This is a genomic window from Parvimonas sp. KA00067, assembly GCF_001553085.1.
GTDB classification, from domain to species: domain Bacteria; phylum Bacillota; class Clostridia; order Tissierellales; family Peptoniphilaceae; genus Parvimonas; species Parvimonas parva.
Genome location: NZ_KQ960145.1, coordinates 37,439 through 62,723, shown reverse-complemented (window position 1 = coordinate 62,723; position 25,285 = coordinate 37,439). Strand labels below are relative to the sequence as shown.

The 25,285-nt window shown below is 32.3% G+C and carries 12 protein-coding genes and 1 pseudogene; 8 read left to right on the top strand and 5 right to left on the bottom strand.

Annotated elements, in window-relative coordinates:
- The first annotated feature begins 22 nt into the window (after nucleotides 1-22).
- The 8 genes and pseudogenes from HMPREF3181_RS02250 to HMPREF3181_RS02215 all read left to right on the top strand — a co-directional run bounded on the left by HMPREF3181_RS02250 (nucleotide 23) and on the right by HMPREF3181_RS02215 (nucleotide 20,111).
- On the top strand, nucleotides 23-6,997 hold the full coding sequence (locus HMPREF3181_RS02250) for a helicase-related protein (RefSeq protein ID WP_068472584.1): 6,975 nt from the start codon (nucleotides 23-25) through the stop codon (nucleotides 6,995-6,997).
- A 555-nt stretch (nucleotides 6,998-7,552) separates the two neighbouring features.
- Entirely contained in the window at nucleotides 7,553-9,223 is a 1,671-nt protein-coding gene (gene ltrA / locus HMPREF3181_RS02245) for a group II intron reverse transcriptase/maturase (protein ID WP_068472583.1), read from the top strand.
- A gap of 88 nt (nucleotides 9,224-9,311) precedes the next feature.
- Nucleotides 9,312-10,712: pseudogene (locus HMPREF3181_RS02240) on the top strand (helicase); the annotation flags it as partial.
- A gap of 52 nt (nucleotides 10,713-10,764) precedes the next feature.
- Nucleotides 10,765-11,424 carry a DNA-binding protein gene (locus tag HMPREF3181_RS02235; RefSeq protein ID WP_068472579.1) on the top strand — a complete coding sequence of 220 codons (660 nt, stop codon included), beginning with the start codon at nucleotides 10,765-10,767 and terminating at the stop codon, nucleotides 11,422-11,424.
- 121 nt (nucleotides 11,425-11,545) lie between these two features.
- Entirely contained in the window at nucleotides 11,546-11,764 is a 219-nt protein-coding gene (locus HMPREF3181_RS02230) for a helix-turn-helix domain-containing protein (RefSeq protein ID WP_068472578.1), read from the top strand.
- Nucleotides 11,765-13,747, top strand: a complete 1,983-nt coding sequence (locus HMPREF3181_RS02225; protein WP_068472576.1) for a DNA methyltransferase — start codon at nucleotides 11,765-11,767, stop codon at nucleotides 13,745-13,747.
- A gap of 2 nt (nucleotides 13,748-13,749) precedes the next feature.
- Nucleotides 13,750-16,350 (top strand): DEAD/DEAH box helicase family protein, encoded by a 2,601-nt coding sequence (locus tag HMPREF3181_RS02220; RefSeq protein WP_068472575.1) that lies wholly within the window; start codon nucleotides 13,750-13,752, stop codon nucleotides 16,348-16,350.
- 2 nt (nucleotides 16,351-16,352) lie between these two features.
- Nucleotides 16,353-20,111, top strand: a complete 3,759-nt coding sequence (locus HMPREF3181_RS02215) for a YobI family P-loop NTPase (protein ID WP_068472573.1) — start codon at nucleotides 16,353-16,355, stop codon at nucleotides 20,109-20,111.
- 32 nt (nucleotides 20,112-20,143) lie between these two features.
- Here the strand turns inward: HMPREF3181_RS02215 and HMPREF3181_RS02210 are convergent, their stop codons facing one another.
- The 5 genes from HMPREF3181_RS02210 to HMPREF3181_RS02190 form a co-directional block, all read right to left on the bottom strand.
- Nucleotides 20,144-21,475, bottom strand: coding sequence for a relaxase/mobilization nuclease domain-containing protein (locus HMPREF3181_RS02210; RefSeq protein ID WP_068472572.1), 1,332 nt, complete (start codon nucleotides 21,473-21,475; stop codon nucleotides 20,144-20,146).
- Nucleotides 21,476-21,835, bottom strand: a complete 360-nt coding sequence (gene mobC, locus HMPREF3181_RS02205; protein ID WP_002843650.1) for a plasmid mobilization protein — start codon at nucleotides 21,833-21,835, stop codon at nucleotides 21,476-21,478. It lies immediately after the preceding gene.
- A 177-nt stretch (nucleotides 21,836-22,012) separates the two neighbouring features.
- Nucleotides 22,013-23,647, bottom strand: a complete 1,635-nt coding sequence (locus HMPREF3181_RS02200) for an ABC transporter substrate-binding protein (protein WP_068472571.1) — start codon at nucleotides 23,645-23,647, stop codon at nucleotides 22,013-22,015.
- Between the two features lie 71 nt (nucleotides 23,648-23,718).
- Nucleotides 23,719-24,498, bottom strand: a complete 780-nt coding sequence (locus HMPREF3181_RS02195; RefSeq protein WP_068472568.1) for an ABC transporter ATP-binding protein — start codon at nucleotides 24,496-24,498, stop codon at nucleotides 23,719-23,721.
- On the bottom strand, nucleotides 24,482-25,285 hold the full coding sequence (locus HMPREF3181_RS02190; protein ID WP_002843643.1) for an ABC transporter ATP-binding protein: 804 nt from the start codon (nucleotides 25,283-25,285) through the stop codon (nucleotides 24,482-24,484). Before HMPREF3181_RS02190 ends, HMPREF3181_RS02195 begins: the two co-directional genes overlap by 17 nt.

The following is a 25,285-nucleotide window of genomic DNA, read 5'->3' as shown; positions in this document are numbered from 1 at the left end:
GCTAAAAAACAAGGAGGTAAAGATGAGAACAAATGATTTTTACAATATTATCGAGCTTGTAAAAAGAGATGTTTTAGATAGCGAAAATGAGTATCTGAAACTCTTAAAAGTAATTGGAAACAATCAAAGATATGACTTTTTAAGTCAGCTTAGTATCTATGATAAAAATCCAAATGCAACAGCTTGTGCAAGTTTTGATATGTGGAGAGAAAGATTTAATCGCACCGTTATGCGAGGACAAAAGGGTATTCCAATCCTAAGTGAAACCTATCCATTTCAAAAGGTTGGATATATCTTTGATATTAGTCAGACAGTATCTATGGATAGAGGCGTAAATGAGGTAAAACTATGGGAGTTTGATAGAGAAAAACATGAAGAAGCACTAAAAGATATGATTACTCTTCGTGGCTTTGAAGCAAGTGATAAGTTATCTGAAAATATCTACTCACTTAGCAGAGTTTATGCAGATGACAGCATCTATGAGCTTTGTAATAACTTGAGAATTTCTGATGAAGATAGAAACTCATTTGTAAACTTTATGAGAAATTCTATTAGCTATGCTGTTTCAAACAGGTTTAACTTAGATTATCCGATAGGAATGGATAACCTAAAAGAAAATTTTAGAACCTTAGATAGTATTTCTCTTATGAGCGTAGGGGCTTGTATTTCAAAGGCTTGCGACAATATTATTGAAAATACCATGATAAGAACAAGAAATTTATCTGTCAATCAAGACCTGACAAAGGGTATTAGCGCCGATTATAATATAGATAACGAAAAAAATAGTTTAGGAGGGATAAAAAATGTTATTCGATCAAATGACCAAAGAGATGATGACACAAGAAACCGAATTCTTGGAAATGGAGAATACGGACGAGATAATTTCAAAAATCAAGGAGAAGACCTTGAACAATCTGGAAAACGAGAAGAGCTTCATGAAGGAATTTCCAAATCCGACTTACGCAGTGATGAGACTGGACTTTCTTACAGAAACGAGCGAGGAGAAACACTATCAGATGCTAATCGACCTTTACAAGGAGAAGAAATTACTAACGCATCTAATGGAAGTACAGAAAAGAGTAATCCATTTTATGAGAGAGGAAAAACCGAAGATGATGGAAGCTTGGAAGATAACGGACGAGAATCATCCAGAGTACAAGGCGATGATTTCAGCCCTAAAAGAGATGGTGATAAAGGAAATAGTAGAAGCATAGAAAACAGCATAGAAGATATGAATGAGGAAGCAGAAAATGCTTCCTTTTTCTATTCTAAGGAAGATCCATATAACCTAATGACTGATGAAATGCTTGAGCGTGTTCCTGAACTTTATGAACAGGAAAAAATAAACCTTGCCGAAAAAGAAGTTCATGCAGCATATATCATTCCTTTTAGAAGTAATTGGACTTGGTATATGACAGAGTATGATAGAGAAAGTGGCGATGCTTTTGGGCTTGTTTTAGGAATAGAGCCTGAATGGGGATATTTTAATATAAATGAGCTTAAAGAACTAAATGCTCAAAGACTAATTTTAGAGGATTTTCCAAAAACTTTTAGAGAACTTAAATACACAGAACTTAAAAAACAGATGGATGAACAAGAGCTTCAGATGGTTTTTAATGGTGAACTTAGCTTTGAAGATGATGTAATTCATAAAGAAATTAACAACGAAGTTATAGAGGAATTTGAAGAAAAATTAAGTCATAATTTTGCCGAAGAAGTCGGAGCTATAATGGAAGAGTACGAGGTATCAAGAGATATTGCAATCAGTAGACTTACCACAAGCAAATTAGAAGAAGCACTTCAAGGCACAAATATTAAGCTAAGCGATTTTAATTCTGAACAGTTAGAAGAGATTATGAGTGCCATTAAAGAATATGACTTTTATGGAAATGAGATTACAGAAATTGCAGATCCAAAGCTTCCTGTTTGGAAGATGGAACAGTTAAAATGGCTGATTGATGACTGGAACAAAGATACAAACGGTGTTACATCAGAAAAGATAAAGTATCTAAAAGACCTAGATATTAAACTTGCAAAATTCAATGTACTAAAAGGTTATCTAATAAATGACGATGTAAGCATAAGTCAAATTGAAGAATTTAAGGACAATATCGACTTTGTTACGATGAGCGAGTTTGTTGATAGCCTTAAAGAATATTCATATAACAATCAAAATGAAAAAGTGGCAATTAAGGTGGGTAACGAATTTATCATTGCAAGTAAAAAAGACAGCTTTGCCATCAGCCTTGAAGAGACTGGAAGAAAAGTAGAAGTTGATGGATTGGAATATTCACTTAATCGAGGAGTAGATTTTAAGGAAAGCACAAAGGTTGATAGTTTAATTGATAGTGGAAAATATGAAGCATATAAGATTGCTGATTATGTTGTAGAAGCCAGTCAAGTTGAAGCAAAACAAGAGACACTTTTTGATTACCTTAATCCAGAAGAAGATAAAGAAAAATCATTAGACTTATCTGTTGGGAAAACGGTCTACATGGATTATGAGGCATATAAGATTGATGATGAAGTGAGCTTTAATGAGATTCTAAAAAAGAATGATTTAAGACTTGCACCACTTAGAAAAGGTAACTTTATGATGCCGATTGTGAGTTTTGCTGATGATAAGGAGCTTTTAGAAAAAATCTCTTTTGATAGACCAAAACTTATGGTTGGAGATGAAGTTCAATATAAGAATAAGGACTTTACCATTACAAGATTTGATGACATGGGAAAGGGTCTAAAGACAGTAACCATAAAGGATAATGTGGAATATCTTGGAGGAATGATTACGGGTTCAGAAGTTATTCCGTATAGATTAGAAAGTGATTTAGAAAGACTTTTTGGACTTGAGGAAAAGAAACAAGAGAAAGTATCAAACTTTAGAATTAAAGAAGATATTCTCCCTGATAAACTTGCTCCAAGTGAAAGGTTAAACAATAATCTTGAAGCAATCTCTATGCTTAACAGAGTGGAGAGCGGAGAACGAGAGCTTGATATTACAGCTCAGGAAGTTTTAGCAAAATATGTAGGTTGGGGTGGACTTGCTGATGTCTTTGATGAAAGTAAAGAAGGACAGTGGAAAGAAGCAAGAGCTTTCTTAAAAGAAAATCTAACACCTTTTGAATATGAAACTGCAAGAGAATCTACCTTAACAGCCTTTTATACACCGAAAGTTGTAATAGACGGAGTATATAGTACGCTTTCAGAAATGGGATTTAAGAATGGAAATATCTTAGAACCATCGATGGGCGTAGGTAATTTTATCGGTAATCTTCCAGATGAAATGAGCAAGTCAAAGTTTTATGGAGTTGAGCTTGATTCTGTTAGTGGTAGAATTGCAAAACTTCTTTATCCTGAAAGTGATGTGCAAGTGAAAGGCTTTGAAGAGACCAGTTTTTCAAATAATTTCTTTGATGTAGCAATCGGAAATGTACCTTTCGGAGAATTTAAGGTAAATGACAGAGACTACAATCGTAATAACTTTCTTATTCACGATTATTTCTTTGCTAAATCCATTGATAAGGTGAGAAATGGTGGTGTTATAGCCTTCATCACATCATCTGGAACAATGGACAAGAAAGACGAAAGTATCCGTAAATATATAAATGCAAGAGCAGAGTTTTTAGGTGCAATAAGACTTCCTAACGATACCTTTAAGGGTGTTGCCGGAACTGAGGTGACAAGCGATATTATTTTCTTGAAGAAAAGAGATAGTGTACTTGAGCGTGACGATGACTGGGTTCATTTAGCAGAAGATGAAAATGGCTTAACTTACAATAAATACTTTGTAGACCATCCTGAACAAGTATTAGGTTCTATGCGTGAAGTTAGTGGTAGATTTGGAAAGACTTTAACTTGTGAGCCGATAGCCTTTTTAGGACAAGAGAATAATATGGAGTCTCTTAAAGACCGTATTGAAATAGCAGGTGAAAGAATATCAAAAGATGCGAAATATGAAGAGATAGAGCTACTAGATGATGAAGTAACCTCAATACCTGCAACCGATGATGTAAAAAACTTCTCTTATACCTTGATTGATGATGAGGTATATTACAGAGAAAATTCACTTTTCATTAAGAGAGAAGTATCAGAAAAAAACAAGGAAAAGATTAAGAATTATCTCGAATTAAATGACGCACTAAAGGATGTGATATACAAGCAAAAAGAAGACTTTAGTGAAGCTGAAATCAAAGAATCTCAGGATAAATTAAACGCTGTTTATGATAACTTTTCTAAGAAACATGGTTTTGTTAATAATTTAAGTAACACCAGAGCTTTAAGAGAGGATAGTAACTTCCCACTGGTATCTTCTATCGAGATACTTGATGAAGAAGAAAACTTCAAGGCAAAAGGCGATATTTTTTCTAAACGAACTATCACAAAAGCGAAAGTTATTGACCATGTAGATAATTCACTTGAAGCATTGGTACTATCTATTTCACAAAAAGGTTATGTAGATTTTGATTACATAACAAATCTTACGGATAAGGATAGAAACACTCTTATAGAAGAACTTAGAGGAGAAATCTTTCTAAATATTAGGGAAGAGAATGTTGGTTTTAATCAGAAGATTTCTTTTGACTTGGAAGATGGAGATTTGCCATTTGCTTGCAGTGATGAAAGCAATTCTTTCAAGTATGCCTATGTAACAAAAGATGAGTATTTAAGTGGCAACATTAGAGAAAAGATTGAAATTGTAGATAGTTATATCAATAGGTTACTACAAGCAGAACGAATGCTTCCAGAAGAAAGTGAAAATGAAAGAAAAACACTTGTAAACGAACTAAGCAGACTGGAATATCAAAAAGCAGAACTTCAAAGAGTAATGCCAAAAGAACTTGAAGCCAGTGAAATCAATGTAAGGCTTGGTGCAACATGGATTCCACCTAAAGATATTGAAAGATTCATATTTGAAACATTAAAGACTCCAGGATATGCAAGATGGGATATTAAAGTCAAATTTTCACATTTAACCAGTGAATGGAATGTTGAGGGAAAGAGCAAAGATAGAGGAAATGACCTTGCTGAAATGACCTATGGAACAAGTAGAGTGAGTGCCTACAAGCTGATTGAAGATGCTCTAAACCTAAAAGAAACAAAAGTCTTTGACCAATTAGTAAATCCAGATGGTTCAAAGACTTCGGTACTAAATAAAAAAGAAACCATGCTTGCAGGACAGAAACAAGAGCTTATCAAGGAAGAGTTTAAGAACTGGATATTTAATGATGTAGATAGAAGAACAAGACTTGTTAAAGCATATAACGAGAGATTTAATTCTATTCGTAATCGTGAGTATGACGGTTCTAACTTAAGCTTTGATGGAATGAGCACGGATATTACACTTCGCAATCATCAAAAAAATGCTATTGCAAGAATTTTATATGGTGGCAACAGCTTACTTGCCCATGTAGTAGGAGCTGGCAAAACCTTTGAAATGGTAGCAAGCTCTATGGAAGCAAAGAAACTAGGAATGTGTACTAAGTCTTTATTTGTAGTTCCTAATCACCTAACAGGACAAATTGGTAGAGAGTTTATGCAGCTATATCCGTCAGCAAATATTATGGTTGCTGATAAAAAAGACTTTGAACCGAAAAACAGAAAGAGATTTATTGGAAAGATTGCAACAGGCGAATACGATGCTGTCATTATTGGTCATAGTCAGTTTGAAAAAATTCCAATGTCTAAGGAATATCAACAAAAGCACATTCAAGACCAGATTGATGAGATTATCAATTATGTAGAAGAGTACAAGCATGACAGAAATCAAAATTTCACAGTAAAAGAGCTTCAAAAAACCAGAAAGAAATTAGAAACAAGGCTTGAAAAGTTAAATGATGATTTCAAAAAGGATGATGTTATTACTTTCGAAGAGCTTGGCGTAGATAAGCTGATTGTTGATGAAGCACATAACTATAAGAACCTATATCTTTATACAAAAATGAGAAATGTTGCAGGTATCGGACAATCTGAAGCTTTTAAGTCATCAGATATGTTTATGAAATGCCGATACATGGATGAAATGACTGGTGGAAAAGGAATTGTATTTGCGACAGGCACTCCAGTATCAAACTCAATGACAGAGCTTTATACTATGCAAAGATATTTACAGTACGACACTTTAAAAAAGAATGGACTAGAGCATTTTGATTCATGGGCTTCAACCTTTGGAGAAACACAATCTGCTTTTGAATTATCTCCAGAGGGAACAGGTTACCGAGTTAAGACTCGTTTTTCAAAGTTTTATAACCTACCTGAGCTTATGAGTATGTTTAAGGAAGTATCCGATATTCAAACCGCAGATATGCTCAATCTTCCTGTTCCAGAAGCTCATTTTAAGGTCATTAAGACTGAACCAAGTGAAGAGCAAAAAGAAATACTAAAGAGCTTGTCTGAAAGGGCTGATAAGGTGCGTAATAAGTCCGTAGAGCCTGAAGAAGATAATATGCTTAAGATTACTAATGATGGTAAGAAACTTGCATTGGATCAGCGTTTAATAAATCCTCTACTTCCTGATGATGAAAACTCAAAGGTCAATGTATGCGTAAAAAATGTATTTTCTATTTGGGATAAGACTAAAGAAAATAAATCAACTCAGCTACTGTTTTCTGATATGTCTACACCAAAAGGAGATGGCAGTTTCAATATTTATGATGATATTAGAGATAAGCTTGTAAAACTTGGTATTCCCAAAGAAGAGATTGCCTTTATCCATGAAGCTAATTCTGATAAGCAAAAGGATGAACTATTTGCAAAGGTAAGAAAAGGCGAAATTCGCATTTTAATGGGTTCAACACAGAAGATGGGTGCTGGTACAAATGTGCAAAATAAACTAATTGCAATGCATGATTTGGATGTGCCGTGGAGACCTGCTGACCTTGAACAGAGAAGTGGTAGAATTGTTCGTCAAGGTAATGAAAACAAGGAAGTTAGTATCTATCGTTATGTTACAGAGAATACATTTGACAGCTACTTGTGGGTGCGACATGAAGTCGCTTAATTTAACTGTTTGGCATAATGACCAAACCAACTATTCCGTTAGTTGAGCCAAGTATCGACTGCACTTAGGTGTGGTAAGCCGATATTAAAGTAGCCCTACTTGAGGTTGAACCGTGAGGGAATACCGAAACTGCCAGCAACAAGGCGGTTAGGGAGCGAGGCTTGATGATATGGCTAACATATGTGAACTACTGATAAATGTCGTTAAGGTGAACAGGCTAAAGTTGCTGATAAGCCTGAACCAAAATGGTGTGTAGTCGGATAATCCTTTCCATAGTGGGATTACACGGACAAGAAGACTACCGGCAGAGAGGTAGAGCCTAAGTTATCAATGTTAATTAAGTGGAACATGGTAAGCCTGTACCGTTGCCAAAAGGCAAGGCAAATCGTAAGAAATGCTGATAATGGTGCAGGTAAAGGATAATGGAAAAAGCGAATGCCATCTTGTAATGAGATGGATAGGGGTTCAAAATTTGCCCTAACTCGAAAGAGTGCAGACTTCCATTTGGTTTTTAATCACAAGAGAACTTGTAGAATTTTTGAAAGGAGAAAGCAAATGAACAGTAAAATGTGTGCTACTACTAACAGAGCTAAAGACTGGGAAAGTATAGATTTTTCAGTAGCAGAAAGCTATGTTAAAAAACTACAAATGCGTATTGTGAAAGCGTGGAAAATGAGTAAATACAGAAAGGTAAAATCTTTACAGCATTTACTAACAACTTCATTTTATGCAAAAGCCTTGGCTATTAAGAGGGTAACTGAAAACCAAGGCAAGAAAACAAGTGGTGTTGACGGCGAACTATGGCTAACACCACAGGCAAAGTATAATGCAATAGGAAAGTTAAACTTAAGAGGATATAAACCTAAACCTCTTAAAAGAGTGTATATACCAAAGAAAAATGGTAAGAAAAGACCTCTTAGCATTCCTACAATGACAGACAGAGCAATGCAAACACTATATAAATTTGCACTTGAACCGATTGCAGAAACAACAGCTGATTTTAACTCTTATGGATTTAGAGCGAAAAGGTGTACGCAAGATGCTATTGAGCAATGCTTTACATCTCTAAATAAAAAGAAATCTGCAAAATGGGTGCTTGAAGGAGATATAAAAGGTTGCTTTGATAATATTAGCCACGAATGGATAATGAATAATATTCCAATGAACAAGTCGTTATTGAAACTTTGGCTTGAATGCGGATATATAGAAAAGCAAAGATTATTTCCTACAGAAACTGGAAGCCCACAAGGTTCACCAATATCACCTGTAATATCTAATATGGTATTGGATGGGTTAGAAAAAGCAATCAAAGAAAAATATCATAAAAGAACAATAAATAAGAAAGCATATTTCCCAAAAGTTAATTTTGTCAGATATGCAGATGATTTTATCGTTACAGGAGAAAGTGCGGAATTGCTTGAAAATGGTGTTAAGCCAATCATTGTAAAATTTTTAAAAGAAAGAGGGTTAGAACTGTCTGAGGAAAAGACACTCATAACGCACATAAATGACGGTTTCGACTTTCTTGGAGTTAATATTAGGATGTATAAAGATAAGTTACTAACAAAACCATCCGAAAAGAACTTCAAGGCTATTGTTGATAAAATAAGACAAATCATAAAGGATAATCCGTCAATGAAACAAGAAATTCTGATTAGAAAATTAAATCCAATTATTATAGGTTGGATAAACTATCAGAAATATAATGTTTCATCAAAAGCGTTTGAAAAACTTGATTATGAAATATATAAATGCCTGTGGAACTGGTGTGTTCGTAGACATCCTAAGAAAGGTAGAAAATGGATAGCTAAAAAGTATTTCCATACGATTGGAAATAGAACTTGGACTTTCAGTGTAGCAACTGGAGACAGAATGGAAAATGGCGAGAAATACTATCTTCGTCTTAAATATGCTACAGATACTGATATTAAGAGATTTACCAAGATACAAGCTGAAGCAAATCCATTTGATGAAAATTGGCAAATATACTTTGAAGAAAGAGAAGAGTTAAAAATACGAAACGAACTTAAAGGGCGTACAGTTATAAATAGACTGTATAAAACTCAAAACGGAGTATGCCCTGTTTGTGGAGAGAAAATAACTCTGGATACAGACTTTAGAGTACATCAAACAACTCAAAACAATATTACCCTTAAAACATTAGTACACCCTTGGTGTCATAGAAAATTGCATATAAATGATAAAGAAAATACGCTGGCTCTTTAATTAGGGCTTATAAAAACTTGAGCCGTGTGAGGGGAAACTCTCATGCACGGTTCTTAGAGGGGAAAGGGATAGTAATATCCCCGACCTACTCGACCAGACGATAGAGAATAAGCAGAAATTTATTTCACAGATTATGACTTCAAAGACTCCTGTTCGTGTGGCAGAAGATGTAGACGAAAGCTCCCTTAACTATGCGGAAATTAAAGCACTTGCTACAGGTGATCCAAAGATAAAAGAAAAGATGGATTTGGATAATGAAGTTACGAAACTTAAAATGCTTGAGGCAAACTACAAGTCCAACCGTTATAGATTAGAGGATAAGGTTGCAAAGAAATATCCTGAAGAAATAGCAAGGACTGAAAAGCTAATTGAAGCAGTGAAAAAAGATATTGAAAATGTTGAACCCCAAGGAAGTGGTGAAAATAAATTCACTTCTATCACGATTAATGGCGAGATAATTCGAGATAAAAAGATAGCTGGAGAAAAGCTCTTAGAAGCTATTAAAAACGTAAAAATTAATGAAAGTAAGGTTATAGGACAGTACCGAAATATGGATTTAGAAGTCAGCTACAATTTCTTTACCAATGAGCATAACTTTAGCTTAAATGGTGTTGCAAAGCATTCGGGAGAGCTTGGTACAAGTGCAGATGGTAATATTACAAGGCTAGATAATGCTATTGATAAAATGCCAGAAAAGTTAAATCGTCTTGAAGAAAAACTTGTTAGCACAAAGGAACAACTGGAAAATGCCAAAGAGGAATTGAAAAAGCCTTTTGAAAAAGCAGATGAGCTAAAGACAAAAGTATTAAGACTTGCAGAATTAAACAAGCTACTTGATATGGGAGAAGTAGAAGAAAAAGAAAATCCTAATCCATTATTTGAAGATGTAAAAAGGGCTATTGTAGATTTTTGCAAAAGGGAATATGAAGATGATAGTTATACCTACGAAAACTTTAATAATCTATTTCCTGACCTTGCTCATATCGGAATTGCTTATACGACTACACCAGATGAAAAGCATGAAATTCAATATGAAATTAGCTTAGAAGACTTTTCAGCTACTCAATATATCAATGGAGAACCAATTACAAAGATTGATTATCTCAAAGACCTTGGTAGTAAAGAAAAGGCATTGGAATTTCTAAAACAAGAAATGGAATATGGAGACTTTGGAGAGTTTGTATCTATTGATGATAATGACCTTAAAAAAGCATTAGATCTTGAAAGAGATGACGATGGTAATATCTATGATCCACTTGCAAAAGATTTGGACAATGATGGTGTGCCAGATAGATACGATAATGACTTTAGAGATAGTGACTATTTTGAAACTACTTATGATGTAGAGGATAATCTTAATGCAAGAGCAGAAAGCAAAGAAAAGGTATCTGAAAAACCATCTATTTTAGGGCAAATTAAGTCATATCAGTCACAAGAAAAACAAGCAGAAACACGAGAAAATAAATCAAAAGAACACGATGAACGCTAAGGAGCTTATTACAAGCTCCTTTTCATTTTTAGTAGAAAAATGGAGGTATATTATGAACTACAAAGAAATGAGAAATACACTAGAACAAATGGCAAACGAAAATCACGAAGATTTTGCAAAGGCACTAATTAGTTTTGAAAAAGGAATCAATGATAAAGATGCCTTGGAAAAGTTATACCAAGAGTATATGGATAATGACAGTATGAGTTTACTTAATGATGAGTTTGATTACTTGATTGATGAACTTAGAGAAAATGGACAGATTAAAGACAGTGCAACAATTGAAAAAGAAGACAATGATCTAGTGAATATTGTTGGGAATATCGTAGGTGAGGTCGAAACCATTGAAAGAGAAAATAAAAATGGAGAAGCCTTTAAAGTAGTTAATTTTTCAGTTGTGTCAAAAAATGATGAGGGAAATAAGACTTATACCAATTGTTCAGCTTATGGAGATAAGGGTGATATTCCAAAGGATTTTAAGCAAGGTGACTTTGTAAAACTCTTTGGACAGGTTAGAACTTCTGTTGATGATAATGGTAAGGAACATACTAACGTTAGAATCCTATCATCTAAGCTTTTAAAAGCAAAGGAACAGATGAAGAACAAAGAAGAAAAGAAAGAATCTGTGCTTGGAGCGATTAAGAAATATAAGGCTGAAGAAAAAGCAAAACCAATGGAGAAGAAAGAATATTCAAAGGAAACTGAAAGATAAGATATGTCGGTGTAGTCTTCGGACTGCACCGATTATTTTTTTGAGTAATAGCCAAAAGATGTGATTTATGTTATAATATATGTATAAAAAATCCAATAAATTGGAATTTGGAGGAATAATAATGAAATTTAACTACAATGGACTTTGGAAAGTTTTGATAGATAAGAACATGAAGAAAAAAGATTTGATTGATAGAACAGGAATATCTCCAACAACAATATCTAAGATGGTTAGAGGAGAAGCAGTCTCATTGTCTGTAATATGGAAAATTTGTGAAGAACTAGGTACAGATGTAGGAGATTTGATTTGTATTGATAAAAATGCTGAGGAGGATAAATAAATGGACAAGAACATTTTTGAAATAGTAGAGGATGTTTTAAAAACAAGAGAAAAATATGTTTCGGAAGATAATAAGCTTTTGAAAGCCATCGTATATAGTGATGTTATGACAATGAATAACGAACTTTTAACATTGCTACTTTCAAACGAACAAATTAAAGAAAGATTTTTTGAGAATGTAAACGGCACACTTGTTTTTGACAAGCAGAAGTTTGCTTGGTTTATTGAGTCTAAAGAATTCTTGCCAGACTCATATACGAGATATACAAATAAAATTGGCTTAACGCACAATGGAGATTTTATTTCAAAGTCGAATGATGTAGTTTTAGACTTTCCGTATAAAGATTGTGTGCTTGAAGGTGGACAAGATAAAGATGACCAAAAACGAAAAGAGATTTTCTATAATGAGACCATTGCAAGTGATGAAATAACAAAAATGCTTGCTCCCAAAGTATTTACTAATGCAAAAAGATACACAAAAGATGGAATAGAAGAAAATATTGCTTTTGATGAGAATGATAACTTGATTGTTAAAGGGAATAATTTGATTGTTTTGTCAAGCCTACTTAAAAAATATGAAGGGCAGGTAAAGTGTATTTATATTGATCCACCATATTACTTTAGTGTAAAAAAAGATGAAGACACCTTTGCCTATAATTCTAATTTTAAACTATCTTCTTGGCTTGTATTCATGAAGAACAGACTTGAAATAGCAAAACGATTACTTTCTGATGATGGAGCTTTATTTGTTCAAATAAGCGATGATGGTGTTGGTGAGCTTCATTGTTTGCTGAAAGACATATTTGGAGTAGAAAATTTTATTAACAAGATTACTGTTAAAACAAAATCACCATCTGGTTTTGCTTCCGTAAATCCAGGAGTTTTTGAAACGGCAGAATATATTCTTGCGTTTGCTAAAAATAAGAGAAATTGGAAATATAATATTCAATATGTTGAAAGTGGATATGATACAAATTATAAGTCGGTTGTAGTGAATAAGAATGATCCAGCTGAAAAGTGGATAATAAGAAATATAGTCGATGTTTTAGCTGAGGAACGTGGCTATGATAATGCAAAATCAATTCGAGATGCACTTGGTAAAGTGGTCGTAAATGAGCTTATATCTGAATATGCATTAAATAATGCGGATTCTGTTTTTCGCTATACTGCTATTGGGAATAATGCAGGTCAAATAGTTGTAGATATAAGAAATAAGTCAAGAGAAGAACCTGAAAAAATATTTACTGTTAAGCGTGATGGACAATATACAGTTTATATACATAAAGGACAAGAAATTGCATTTTATTCAAAAAAGCTACATGAAGTTGATGGAAAAATTGTTCCATCAATGCAAGTTTCGAATATATGGATTGATACACCTTATGAGGGGATTGCTAATGAAGGCGGTGTAACTCTAAAAGGTGGCAAAAAACCTGAAAAACTAATACGCCGAATTATTGAGATGGCATCAAATAGAGGTGATTTAATTTTAGATTATCACTTAGGAAGCGGGACGACCTGTGCGGTTGCTCATAAAACTGGACGTAGATACATTGGCATAGAACAGATGGATTACATTCAAGATATGACTGTTGAGAGAATGAAAAAAGTAATTGAAGGTGAACAAGGTGGCATTTCAAAATCTGTGAATTGGAATGGCGGTGGCTATTTCGTATACTGTGAGCTTCTGGAAAATGCAAACACACTCATATACATTATTAAATCCACAACGGAAGATAGTATTTTGGAAGTCAAAAATGCTATTTTTTCAGATGAGCGTATTGTTCCATATATTACAAGAGAAGAATTGAATAAAGCAGATGCAGAATTTGAAAATTTATCATTTGAAGAAAAGAAAAAATCTCTTATCAGCTTAGTGGATAAGAATAAACTCTATGTGAATTATTCAGATATGGATGATCAAACTTTTAATGTTACTGAGGAAGATAAGAGATTTACAAAGTCATTCTATGAGGAGGTATAGACATGGATAGATTGTTTTTGCATGAAGAAATTTCTGCCTATAAAACATTTGCAGATCCTATTGAAATACCTGAAATTATTTCAAAGGGTTTATCTCCAAAAATAGTATTAAGAGAATATCAGGAAGAAGCATTTAGAAATTTTATTATCAATTTTAATAAAGCCAAGAACAAACAGATTCACAATCTGTTTCATATGGCAACAGGTAGCGGTAAGACTGTTATTATGGCAGGACTTATACTCTATCTGTATACAAAGGGATATAGAAAAATTTTTTTCTTTGTCAACCAAACGAATGTATTGGAAAAGACAATTGAGAATTTCACAAATCCTTTATCTAACAAGTATTTATTTGGTGAAACACTTGAATACTTGGGAAATAAAATAAAGATTAAAAGCGTTAATAATTTTAGTGGTGGAAATATAGAAGACATTGAGATCATTTTTACGACCACGCAAAAACTTCATATGGATTTGTTTGAAGCAAAGGAGAACTCTATAACCTATGATGATTTTGAAAACAATAAGGTGGTCTTCATCTCTGATGAAAGTCATCATATCAATTCACTTACTAAAAAACCAACAAAAGATGAGGCTGAAGCAGCCAAAAGCTGGGAATATTCGGTTACAAACGCTCTATATAGAAATAGAGATAGTATGATGCTTGAATTTACAGCAACTTGCGATTTAAAAGACACAAATGTTGTTGCTAAATACAAAGATAAGATTGTCTTTAATTATCCTTTAATTTCATTTAGAGAAAGTGGATATACTAAAGATTTTCAAAATTTTGCAACAGATACGGATTTATGGACAAGAAGTCTAATGGCTCTTGTTATGAGCGAATACAGGCGTTTTCTATTTGCTGATTTGAAATTAAATATTAAGCCGGTTATTATGTTGAAATCACAGAAAATAGCAGAGTCAGAAAAATTCTATGCTGAGTTTTTTGCGAAAGTCAAAGAACTTACAACATACGAACTAGCCAATCTTGAATTGGTTGGAATAAGCGAACTTACAGAAGCTATTTTGTATTTTAAGGAGAAAGACGATACATTAGAAATTTTAGAACATTCTATAAAGAGTTCTTTTACAGAGGAAACATCAATTATTATGAATGGAGCTTCTGATAACAATAAAGAAAAACAATTATTGGTAAACTCATTGGAGGATTTGGATAATCCGATAAGAGTGATTTTTGCAGTAGATATGTTGAATGAAGGATGGGATGTTTTAAATTTATTTGATATTGTTCGTTTATATGATACTAGACAATCGAGTGGAAAAGCGGGAAAAATAGGTTCGTACACTATTAAAGAAGCACAACTTATTGGGCGAGGAGCAAGATATTGTCCATTTGTTATAGATGATGAGGAATATAAGTTTAAGAGAAAGTATGACGGAGATATTGCTAATAAAAACCGTATTTTAGAGACGATGTATTTCCATAGTAAAAACGACTCAAAGTATATTTCTGAACTTAAGCAAGCACTTGTTGAAACAGGGCTACAAGCACCTGATCCGATTACTTTAGAATATAAGTTGAAAGATGAATTTAAGGATAGCGATTTTTATCGTAAGAGCTTTGTGTATTCAAATAGGAGATTGCCAAAAAGTAGAGATGAAATAAATGCTATAGAACCAAGTATGCAGACGAAAACATATCATTACGTAGCCTTGTCTGGTAGAGGTAATATTATAAATTTGATTGGGGGTAATAATGTATCGTCAAATTCTATCAAAACAAATGTAAAAAGTATCAAATTTAAAGATATAGATATGAATGTTTTGCTTGGAGCAAGTGAATGTTTTGAAGAATTAAGATTTGATATTTTAAAAATGAAATACCCGACTTTAAAATCTAAAAAGGAATTTTTGACTTCTGATAATTTTTTAGGGAATTCAAAAGTCGAGGTTACTTATCCTCATGATGAATTGAGAGGAAGAGATCTATTTTTGGCTGTGAAACATGCATTTAGTAAAGTAGCTTCTCATATTATGTCCTTAAAACCAGAATATGTAGGCACAAAGGAATTTATCCCTAAAATGTTAAAAGATGTGCTTAAAGACAAGAAAATATTTATTGAAAAGATTGATGCGAATGGTGGAAAGGGCGACTCACAGAATAATTGTACTAACGATAACTACAAATTAGATTTAAGAAATGAAAAGTGGTATGTATTTAATGATAATTTCGGCACAAGCGAGGAAAAATTATTTATTAAGTATTTTAAGTCTACAATCGAACCTAAATTACAGGCGAAGGGCTTAGAGTATTATGTTGTTAGAAATGAAAGAATCCCAGAACTTGCAATATATTCCTTTGCTGCAGGCGAAAGGTTTGAACCTGACTTTTTACTTTTTGTTAGAAAGAAAGAGATGGAAGGAAGTTTAACTTATCAGGGATATGTTGAACCAAAAGGTAGCCATTTATTGGAAGAAGATGCTTGGAAAGAACAGTTCTCGTTACAAATAGAAGATGAGCATAATACCAGCAGTTTATTTGCCGATGGTTATAAAATCATAGGCTTCCCATTCTTTAATCAAGAAAATAGAATGGCAGAATTTGAAGAAGCTGTAGATACTTGGATTGAAAGGATTTAGGAATGGATAAAGAAAATAATAAATTTTATTCATTAACTCCTGAAAAGTTAAATGAAAACAAAAAAATATATACAGAAGCTCTTGATTTTGCATTTGCTAATAATGATATAAAAAATATTGCTATTACTGGTATTTATGGTGCGGGGAAGAGTACAGTATGGAAAACTTATGAAAAAGAGCGAGATTTAAAAAACATAATTACGGTATCTCTTGGGAAATATGAAGATGATTATTCTGTAGATAATAAAGAGCAAAATGGAGAGCCTAAGTTCGAGAATAACATAAAAGATAATTATGATGAAATAACCAATACTCTCAATTCTAATACCGAGAAAAATGAGAACAATAGAATTGAACGACAGATTATAAATCAGATATTATCGCAAGTTAAAAGCAAAAATATTCCTCTAAGCAAGTACGGATTCAAGAAAAATAAAGATGTAAAATCGATATGGAAAAATATATTGCCAATAATATCTTTTTTATTATCGATTGGAATTTGGACAACAAAAGATGTCATTTCACCTTTTCTAAATTCATACTCAATTGGGATAGGGAAAATAGCAATAATTTCAACAATTTTATTTTTATACCCTTCTCTGTATTGGGCTTATAAATTTTTCGAGTCTAATCGTTTGCATTTATCTAAGATAAATGTGAAAGGTGCAGAAGCAAAATTAAATGATTTAACGCATGGAGACGAAACGATTTTAGAAAGAGATATGAAAGAAATTGTATATCTTTTGGATTGCTCAGGTACAGAGATTGTAGTGTTTGAAGATTTAGACCGCTATGATAATATTGAGATATTTACAAAGTTAAGGGAATTAAACTTTTTATTAAACTCATTTTTATCAACGCAAGATCGTAAGATAAAGAAAAAGATAAGATTTGTATATATGTTGCGTGATGGATTGTTTTTGTCGAAAAATAGAACAAAATTTTTTGATTTTATTGTTCCTGTTGTTCCAGTTATTGATTCAAAGAACTCAGAAAATAAATTAAACGAAGCAGTTAAAACGGCAACTAATGTGCCTGATAAAAAAGTTATAGCCAAAATATCACTTTATATTGACGATATGCGTTTATTGAAAAATATTGTAAATGAATATCTTGTTTATGAAAATATTATAGCAATTCACGAACTTAAGTTAGATGCGAACAAGCTTCTGGCATTGATTGTGTTAAAGAATATTTTCCCTAGAGAATTTGATTTATTACAAGAGGATAAGGGATATATTCATAGTGTTTTTAAAAATTCGGAATATTACAAGACGGAGGCTCGTAATGCATTAAAAGAGAGATTGGAAGAGGTTTCTGACGAGTTAGCTTTTCTGAATAGTCGTGACGAAAATAGCAAATTTGAAGCGATGGCAGCACTTATTTCTCCTAATATTCGTAGGTATGAATATGATAACAATACTTCATGGGCAGAATTTCTTAAGGAAAAGTCATTAAATCCAAATAGCTCATTTAGAATAAATTATTTATATTCTGCAAGTAATTCTAATTGGGACGATTTTAATTATGAGACATTTGTTGACAAGTTTATTTTAACGACACAGGAAAGAAAAGACTTAGTAGAGCATTTGCCAGAAAATCGTCAATCTCGCATTGATGAGTTATTAAAGGAAAAGAAGACTATCGAAAAAAAGAAGAGGGAACTTAGTCTATACTCCGTAAAGGACTTGTTGAAAATATTGAAAGCAAGTGAGGTAAATAAAGTATTTGCAGAAACAGAAGAAGCAATTACACAAAATCACTATTTCCCATTGATTCGTTTTTTAATTATGCAAGGACTGATTGATGAAACATATTGGCATTACAAGGGTTGTTTCTATCAAGGGAGTTTGGGGAAAAATGACACGATTTTTATTAAAAATTTACTAGAGTCTAAAGCACAAGATGTTTTTCTTGATTTAGAGAATCCGATGGAAGTGAAAAATAGGTTAGATGCAGAAGATTTTCATAGATTTAATATTCTTAATAAAAAGCTTTTGGAGGCTTGTATACTGTCAAGTAGTGAGGATGAATTGATTGCAACAATTACTTCTGCAAGCGAAAACGACAATTATGACTTGCTAATACCTATTTTAGATGTGTACGAATATGAAATAATTAAAAAATTTACTAGCATAGTTATAAATAATAATGAACAAAGACTTTTAGAAGTAATGGAAGAAAGTATGAATAAAAGCTTTGTTACTTTTAGCAATTTGCTTATCTCGATTTACACACACACTTATACAAATATAGATGGTTTAAAATTGTTTAGTGCATATATAGAACGAAATGAGAATGTTATATCCTTAATTAGCGATAGGGAATTTAATAGATTTATTAAAAATATCTCTTTAACCGAAATAAAATTCCACGATATAACTGAGTCGGAAGCAAGCGCCGAAAGAATTAAAGAGATCGAGAGGATTCAAGCTTACAGGCTAACTGTTAAAAATATAAGATATATTACTGAAAATATTTTATGTAGAAAAAGTGATTACGGAAATCTTTTAAGTGATATTTTCACATCTAATTCACTTGCTTCTACAAAAGAATATTTAGAAAGTAATTTTATTGAGTTTATCGGACAATATATAGATGAAAACACGATGAATGAACCATATAGAAACAATGAAGATATAATAATTAAAATAATAAACTCCAATTTATCTGATGAGTACAAGCTGAAATATATTAAACGAAATGAAGTAGTTATATCGGATATTAGTAAGATAGAAGAATTGAAAGAGAATCTTTATCTAATAGGTACATTGATTGCCAAAAACAAGATTTTGTTTAATATAAATAACATTAACAATTACTGGTGTTCTATTGATGAGTATGATGAAGAGTTTGTCGAATACGTTGATAAAAATATTAATGATGATAATTTTAAAGGAATTTTAGAGGGGAATATAGCAATTAGCAATACCTTTATAAATAGTTCTATTGTCAGTGATAAGGTTTTTGAGTATGCCTTGCAGTGTGCAAATAAGCCAATTACTAAGATTGATGAGAATATTAATAGAGAAAAAGTTATTAAACTCATCAACAAAGATTTAGTTTCAATAACTAATGAAAATCTAAATGCTTTATTAAATAATAAGTTTTATGATGAGACAGTAATGCTTGTTAACACAAAGTCAGATGAGCAACAAGATGAAGCTATTACAATGATTTTAGGTTTAACAATTACTCCAGAGTTAATATATAAACTGATTAACAGCAATCTTTCTGAAGAAAATGCAAAAAAATTAGTGAACGAGATAATCGATGATGTATTGATTGAGAAGATAGATTTTGATAAATTGTCTGTAATTGAATATGTGATAGATCAAGGCTTATCGGATATAAATATAAACTATATATGTAAAAATTTTAAAGTCTTCAAACTCAAGGATAAATTTATCGAATATTTGGATATAAATAGTAAGTTTAGAGCAATAAAAGTAGAAAATCTTAATCCTGAATTTGTTCGACTAACTCTTTCTAATCCTAATGTTTCTGTTAATTCAAAAATTGAGATTGCTATAATCAAGATAGAAAACAAAGCTAATAAAGATGAATTAGTAAAAGTTTTCTCAAGTATAGATGATATTGCAGAGTTAGCAGATGTGTGGAATAACAAGAATCCTTCATTAGATAATGTCTATAAGGAACAGATAGGTGAAGCGTTAATAAAATTTGGATATGCAACTAGAACAAGCTACAGAGGTCGTTTAAAAATAAAGGAACGAAAGAAAGAAAGGAAAGTTTACTAAAGAGGAAGAACATTTATTATAAAAGGAGATGTTTACCTCTCCATCTCCTTACCCATATATTTCTCATAATTTTTTCTGATTTGATACAATTCTTTCATATCGGATTTTGCAGAAGAATACTCTTGCATTAGGGTATTCTTTTTTTCGTGCAGTGAATCAAGCTCTTTTAAAATATCCTTAGAATTAGGGAGCTTTGTGTAGGATTTTTTGAGTTCTGCAAGGGCGTTCTGATACAAGATAATCTGTGATTTATATTCATCATAAAATGCTTTATCAGTCGTATCTTTCTTATAAGCTAGATAAATTTGACGATACTTCGTAACAGTATGAACTTGCTCCATAGTATTTGATAGAGTTGAAATTTTGTTATCAATAACTTTGATTTGATCCTGTAAATCTTGTCTTTTTAATGCACTCTCTTTAATGTATTCATCAAGCTGGGAGATAGACTTAAATCCTTTTTCACGCATCAAAAGAACAGTATTGGCTGCAGTTTTTAAATTATGTTTTGTAGCCCAATACTCGTAGCCTCTGCTTGATTTTATCTTTTCATTATTTGCAATATCTATAATATTTCCGATACGTTTTTTAACAGCATAGGTTCTTTGATTAGCATTATCTAAGATACGCTCTTTTAATCTATCCTCAGTATAATCTTCTCCGATAGTCTTAGCTCTTGTAAATCTTTCTTTGTCCTTGTGCTTAAATGCAATGTGTTTTCCATATTTGATCTCATAATTAAGGGCAGCCATTCTCTTTATAAAATCATCCCAATCTTTGGATTGTTTAATAGCTCTATCTATATCAAATTGAAGCTTACTTTTCCAAGAAGTACCTTTCTTAAATTGGTCATTTTCATACCAAGACTTACCATTAGTCTTGTATTTCTTCCTATAAGTTTCGTAGAACTCATCAATAACAGATAGATTATTTTCTTTGCATAGTTTATCGCTTTGATACCTAATTTGATGATAGTTTCTCTTGTTGGACTGGTAGCATTTGCCTGTAACCATATTTACATTATTGAATATGATGTGATTGTGGATATGCCCTTTATCTATGTGAGTAGATAGTACAAATTCGTATTCGTCCTTTAATATCTTTTTACACAGTTCAAGACCGATTTGATGTGCCATTTCGGGCGTTACTTCACCGGGTAGAAAAGATTGAATAAGGTGTCTTGCAAGTACAGAACCACTCACTTTGTTATCTTCTCTTGTCTTTAAAAAAGATGTATGAGCAGTAGAAGCAAAGCAGTTGTGAGTGCTTACCAAAATCTTTTCATCGGTTTTTTCTTCGTTGGTAATATAATCAATAGCAAGATTAAGTGTAGATTTTATAGGATGTATTTTTGTGATTGCCACTTATATGTCATCTCCTTTGTTTGTAGTTTTATTGAGCAGTAGGGAATGTATTTGCCATATTTCTTTTGATAGATGTTCAATTTGGGACTGCATATCTTTAATGTCATCTCTATAGACAATTCCTGTTGAATTAACTCGTTTAGCAATTTGATTTACGCTACTTGCGTATCGAAAAAGTAGTCCCTGAATTTCTCTAAAGGGCTGTAAATCAACAACATAAATATCTGTTTCAGATACTACTTTTCTTAAAAAATGGTTCATGGTCTTGCACTTTGCCATCTTCATTTTCTTTTCAAAGAGTGCCTTTTCTTTTTCCGTCAAGTTGATTTTAAGTTGTATATTTCTAATTCTATTTGCCATATTTGTTACTTCCTTTCATAAAATCTGGGGTCTTAGGGTACTCCCTAACAAGCTAAAATTGATAAAAAAAGAAGCAACTCCACGAGGGGCTGCTTCATCGATTTTTCGTAAGTGGGTACACACTTACTGTGCTTGCTACAAAAGAATGATTTGTAGCAAGCGTTAAGCAAGTTTAATTTATTTTGTTTTTATGTTTGATACATCTAAATAATCCGGTTCAAAACTGAATGTATAATCAGCTATTTTGCTGGAGTTTAAAGTAGTCATTCCTACTGTTCTTGAAATAGGAATCAATACAGCATCGTCATGTAGTGCAGTTATAATACTATTGTATACTTTTTGTATTTCTTTTTCATCAGTCATTGCGTTTAAACTTCTAATTGCTTCATCTGAATTTTTCATGCTGGTTAATGCTTTTGATGTCATATTATCCATGACAGGATTTTTGGAAAATGCTGCAACCAGTCTGTAAGGATCCATAGGAATATTATATGTTATTCCAATCGCCATTTGATATTTTCCTTCAGAAACATTTTTAAAATGATTCATTGTTTCAGAACTGGAAGTTTTCGTTTCAAATCCTACTTTCTTTAGATCTGTTGCAATGGCTTCAGAAATATCTTTTAGCATAGCTTGTTCACTGGCACAAGAAATATTAACAGAAAGTTTAACACCGTCTTTTTCACGAATGCCATCGCCATCTTGATCTTTCCAACCTGCTTTTTCAAGTAATTCTTTTGCCTTTTGTTCAGAATAAGAGTATGATTCGGTGTCAACATTACAATATGGCAAATTTTTATCTAATATAGAAGTTGCTTCTTTTTCTACATCGCCTAAAATATTTTTTCTTATGGACTCGGTATTTATGGCATGATTTATAGCTTTTCTAACTGAAATATCATTAAATGGAGCGATGTCCGAATTGATTCCAACATATCTGGTCTGTATAACTGTTTCTGATGTTTTTCCTGTAAAATTCTTATCTTTCTGCAAAGTGTTATAAGAATCATAGCTTAGGTTGTTAGTGCCGAGAATCATATCTATTTCATTGTTTCTCAGAGCAAGTAATTTTGCATCGTTATCTGGAATAACTTTGATCTTAAAAGTTTCTACATCAACTTTTTTACGGTCATAATTCGGATTTTTCACAAATGTATAAGTATCATTTTCTTTCTTACCATCATACATATACGGACCGGTTCCCATTGTAGCATTTTTAATTGAGTCGGATAGAGAACCATCTTCATTAAATGCTTTTGGTGACATAATTCCCATTGGCAAAGGAAGTGTAAAATCTGTAAGAGCTCCATAATATGGGTTTGATAACTTTACGGATACAGTATGCTTGTCAATAACAGTAACTTTTTCTATCAGTGTGCTTGTTAAACCAAAGAAACCATTGTATGTTCCTAAATTTTTACCAACATTTTCAAAATTTTTCTTTACCACTTCGGCAGTTAATTCTTCCCCATCAGAGAATTTAATATTCTTTTTTAGGTTGAAAGTATAAGTCATGTTGTCTTTGCTGACTTCCCACTTGTCAGCAAGTCCCGGAGTAATTTTTCCATTTTCATATTTTATAAGCGTTTCATAGAAGTTGGGAATGTAGTATAACAATCCGAAAGTTCCATTTGCCATTAAAGGTTCTTGAAAGACGGAGAAACCTCCATCAAAATTCCAACTTTCACAGAATGTTAACTCTTTTGTTTTTTGTGAGTTTTCATTTCCGTTTTTTGAACTGCAACCCGTTGTAATAGATAGTATCATAACGAATACAAGTAATACTCCTAAAAATTTTTTTGTATTTTTCATAAAAACACATCCTTTCTTTAAACTATATTTTTTTGTTTTTGCCCATCATTAACTTTAAGTAGTTTCGTAAATCATCTGTCATATGGAGATTTAGGAGGTAGGGCATTGATGAGCTCCCTTGAATATTCTCCATGAAATGAATCATACGAAACAGCATTAGGTATTTCTTCCACTATTTTTCCTCCTTTCATAACAAATATGTGATTTGCCATATATAGAGCAACATCAATATCATGAGTAATAAATAAGTAGGTAATATTGTTTTGTATTCTTATATCTATGAGAAGGTCTAAAATTTTCTTGCGTACAGTTGAATCTAATCCACTGACAGACTCATCGAAAATAATATATTTAGGGTTTACACATATTGCCCTTGCTATACAAACTCGACTTTGTTGTCCGCCAGATAACTCATGGGGATATTTAGATAAAACCGTTTCAGGAAGTTCCACTTTTTGTAATGTTGATAAAATCAATGAGTTGATTTCTGCTTTATCTAAGTGGCATAATTTGCTGATAGGTTCATACAGACTTTCGCAAATCTTTTTTCTGGGATTCAAAGCTCCAGAACTGTCTTGCAATACCAGTTGCATATCTTTTCTCATAGCGAGAAGTTCTTTTTTATTCATTTTCCATATGTCTTTATCATTAAAATAAATTGTGCCTTCACTGGGGGAAAGAATGGCAGATAGCATTAGAGAAAGTGTACTTTTTCCAGATCCGCTTTCACCAACCAGTGAATAAGATGAGTTAGGAAGTAAAGTAAATGAAACATTATCTACAGATATAAACTCCTTATTACCCGATGAATCACACTGATATTTTCTACTCAAACTATTTGCAACAATCATTTTTTTTACCTCCTTTCAAAAGATTGGAAAGTAGAAGTTCTTTGGTATAGCTGTTTTTTGGAGAATCAAATATGTCGTATACAGTTCCACTTTCAATAAAATTCCCATCTTTCATAACAACTACATTATCAGCAAGTTTTGCGATTACGCCAAAATCATGAGTAACGATTATAAGTGAAATTCCCATTTCCTTTATCTTTTTAAACTCATCTAAAACAGTAGATTGAGTTTTTATATCAAGTGCAGTCGTAGCTTCATCTGCAATTATTATGTCGGGAGATAATGACAAAGCTAATATAATCATCAATCTTTGCAACATTCCTCCGCTTAGCTGAGAAGGAAAACTGCGAAAAATTCTGTGGACATCTTTCATTCCAAATTCGATTAGCATTTTCTCTAACATAGATAGAATCTCATTTTTGTGTAAGTTTTTGTGTATTTGTATTGATTCAATCATTTGCTTGCCTATTCTTGTCATAGGATCAAAGGCAACAATAGGATTTTGCATTATTAGTGCTATTTTATTTCCACGAATTAAATTCAATTTTTCTTCAGGTAAAGAAATGATGTTTTTATTCTCAAATATAATTTCACCGCTTATATCAAATGTTTTTTTACTCAACAGATCAAGGATACAACGACAAGTTAATGTTTTGCCACTTCCACTTTCACCGATAATACCTAAAATCTCGCTCTTATTAAGACTGAAATTTACATTATTGACCAATTTCTGTTTTGTTTTTCTGTGTATCACACTTAAATTTCTAACTTGAAGTAGTGTATTCAT

Coding starts and splice junctions, on each gene's coding strand:
- mobC (WP_002843650.1), bottom strand. CDS start 21,835: ATGGCAAATAGAATTAGAAATATACAACTTAAAATCAACTTGACGGAA.
- HMPREF3181_RS02195 (WP_068472568.1), bottom strand. CDS start 24,498: ATGATTGTTGCAAATAGTTTGAGTAGAAAATATCAGTGTGATTCATCG.
- HMPREF3181_RS02250 (WP_068472584.1), top strand. CDS start 23: ATGAGAACAAATGATTTTTACAATATTATCGAGCTTGTAAAAAGAGAT.
- HMPREF3181_RS02235 (WP_068472579.1), top strand. CDS start 10,765: ATGAACTACAAAGAAATGAGAAATACACTAGAACAAATGGCAAACGAA.
- HMPREF3181_RS02190 (WP_002843643.1), bottom strand. CDS start 25,285: ATGAATACACTACTTCAAGTTAGAAATTTAAGTGTGATACACAGAAAA.
- HMPREF3181_RS02220 (WP_068472575.1), top strand. CDS start 13,750: ATGGATAGATTGTTTTTGCATGAAGAAATTTCTGCCTATAAAACATTT.
- HMPREF3181_RS02230 (WP_068472578.1), top strand. CDS start 11,546: ATGAAATTTAACTACAATGGACTTTGGAAAGTTTTGATAGATAAGAAC.
- HMPREF3181_RS02215 (WP_068472573.1), top strand. CDS start 16,353: ATGGATAAAGAAAATAATAAATTTTATTCATTAACTCCTGAAAAGTTA.
- ltrA (WP_068472583.1), top strand. CDS start 7,553: ATGAACAGTAAAATGTGTGCTACTACTAACAGAGCTAAAGACTGGGAA.
- HMPREF3181_RS02225 (WP_068472576.1), top strand. CDS start 11,765: ATGGACAAGAACATTTTTGAAATAGTAGAGGATGTTTTAAAAACAAGA.
- HMPREF3181_RS02200 (WP_068472571.1), bottom strand. CDS start 23,647: ATGAAAAATACAAAAAAATTTTTAGGAGTATTACTTGTATTCGTTATG.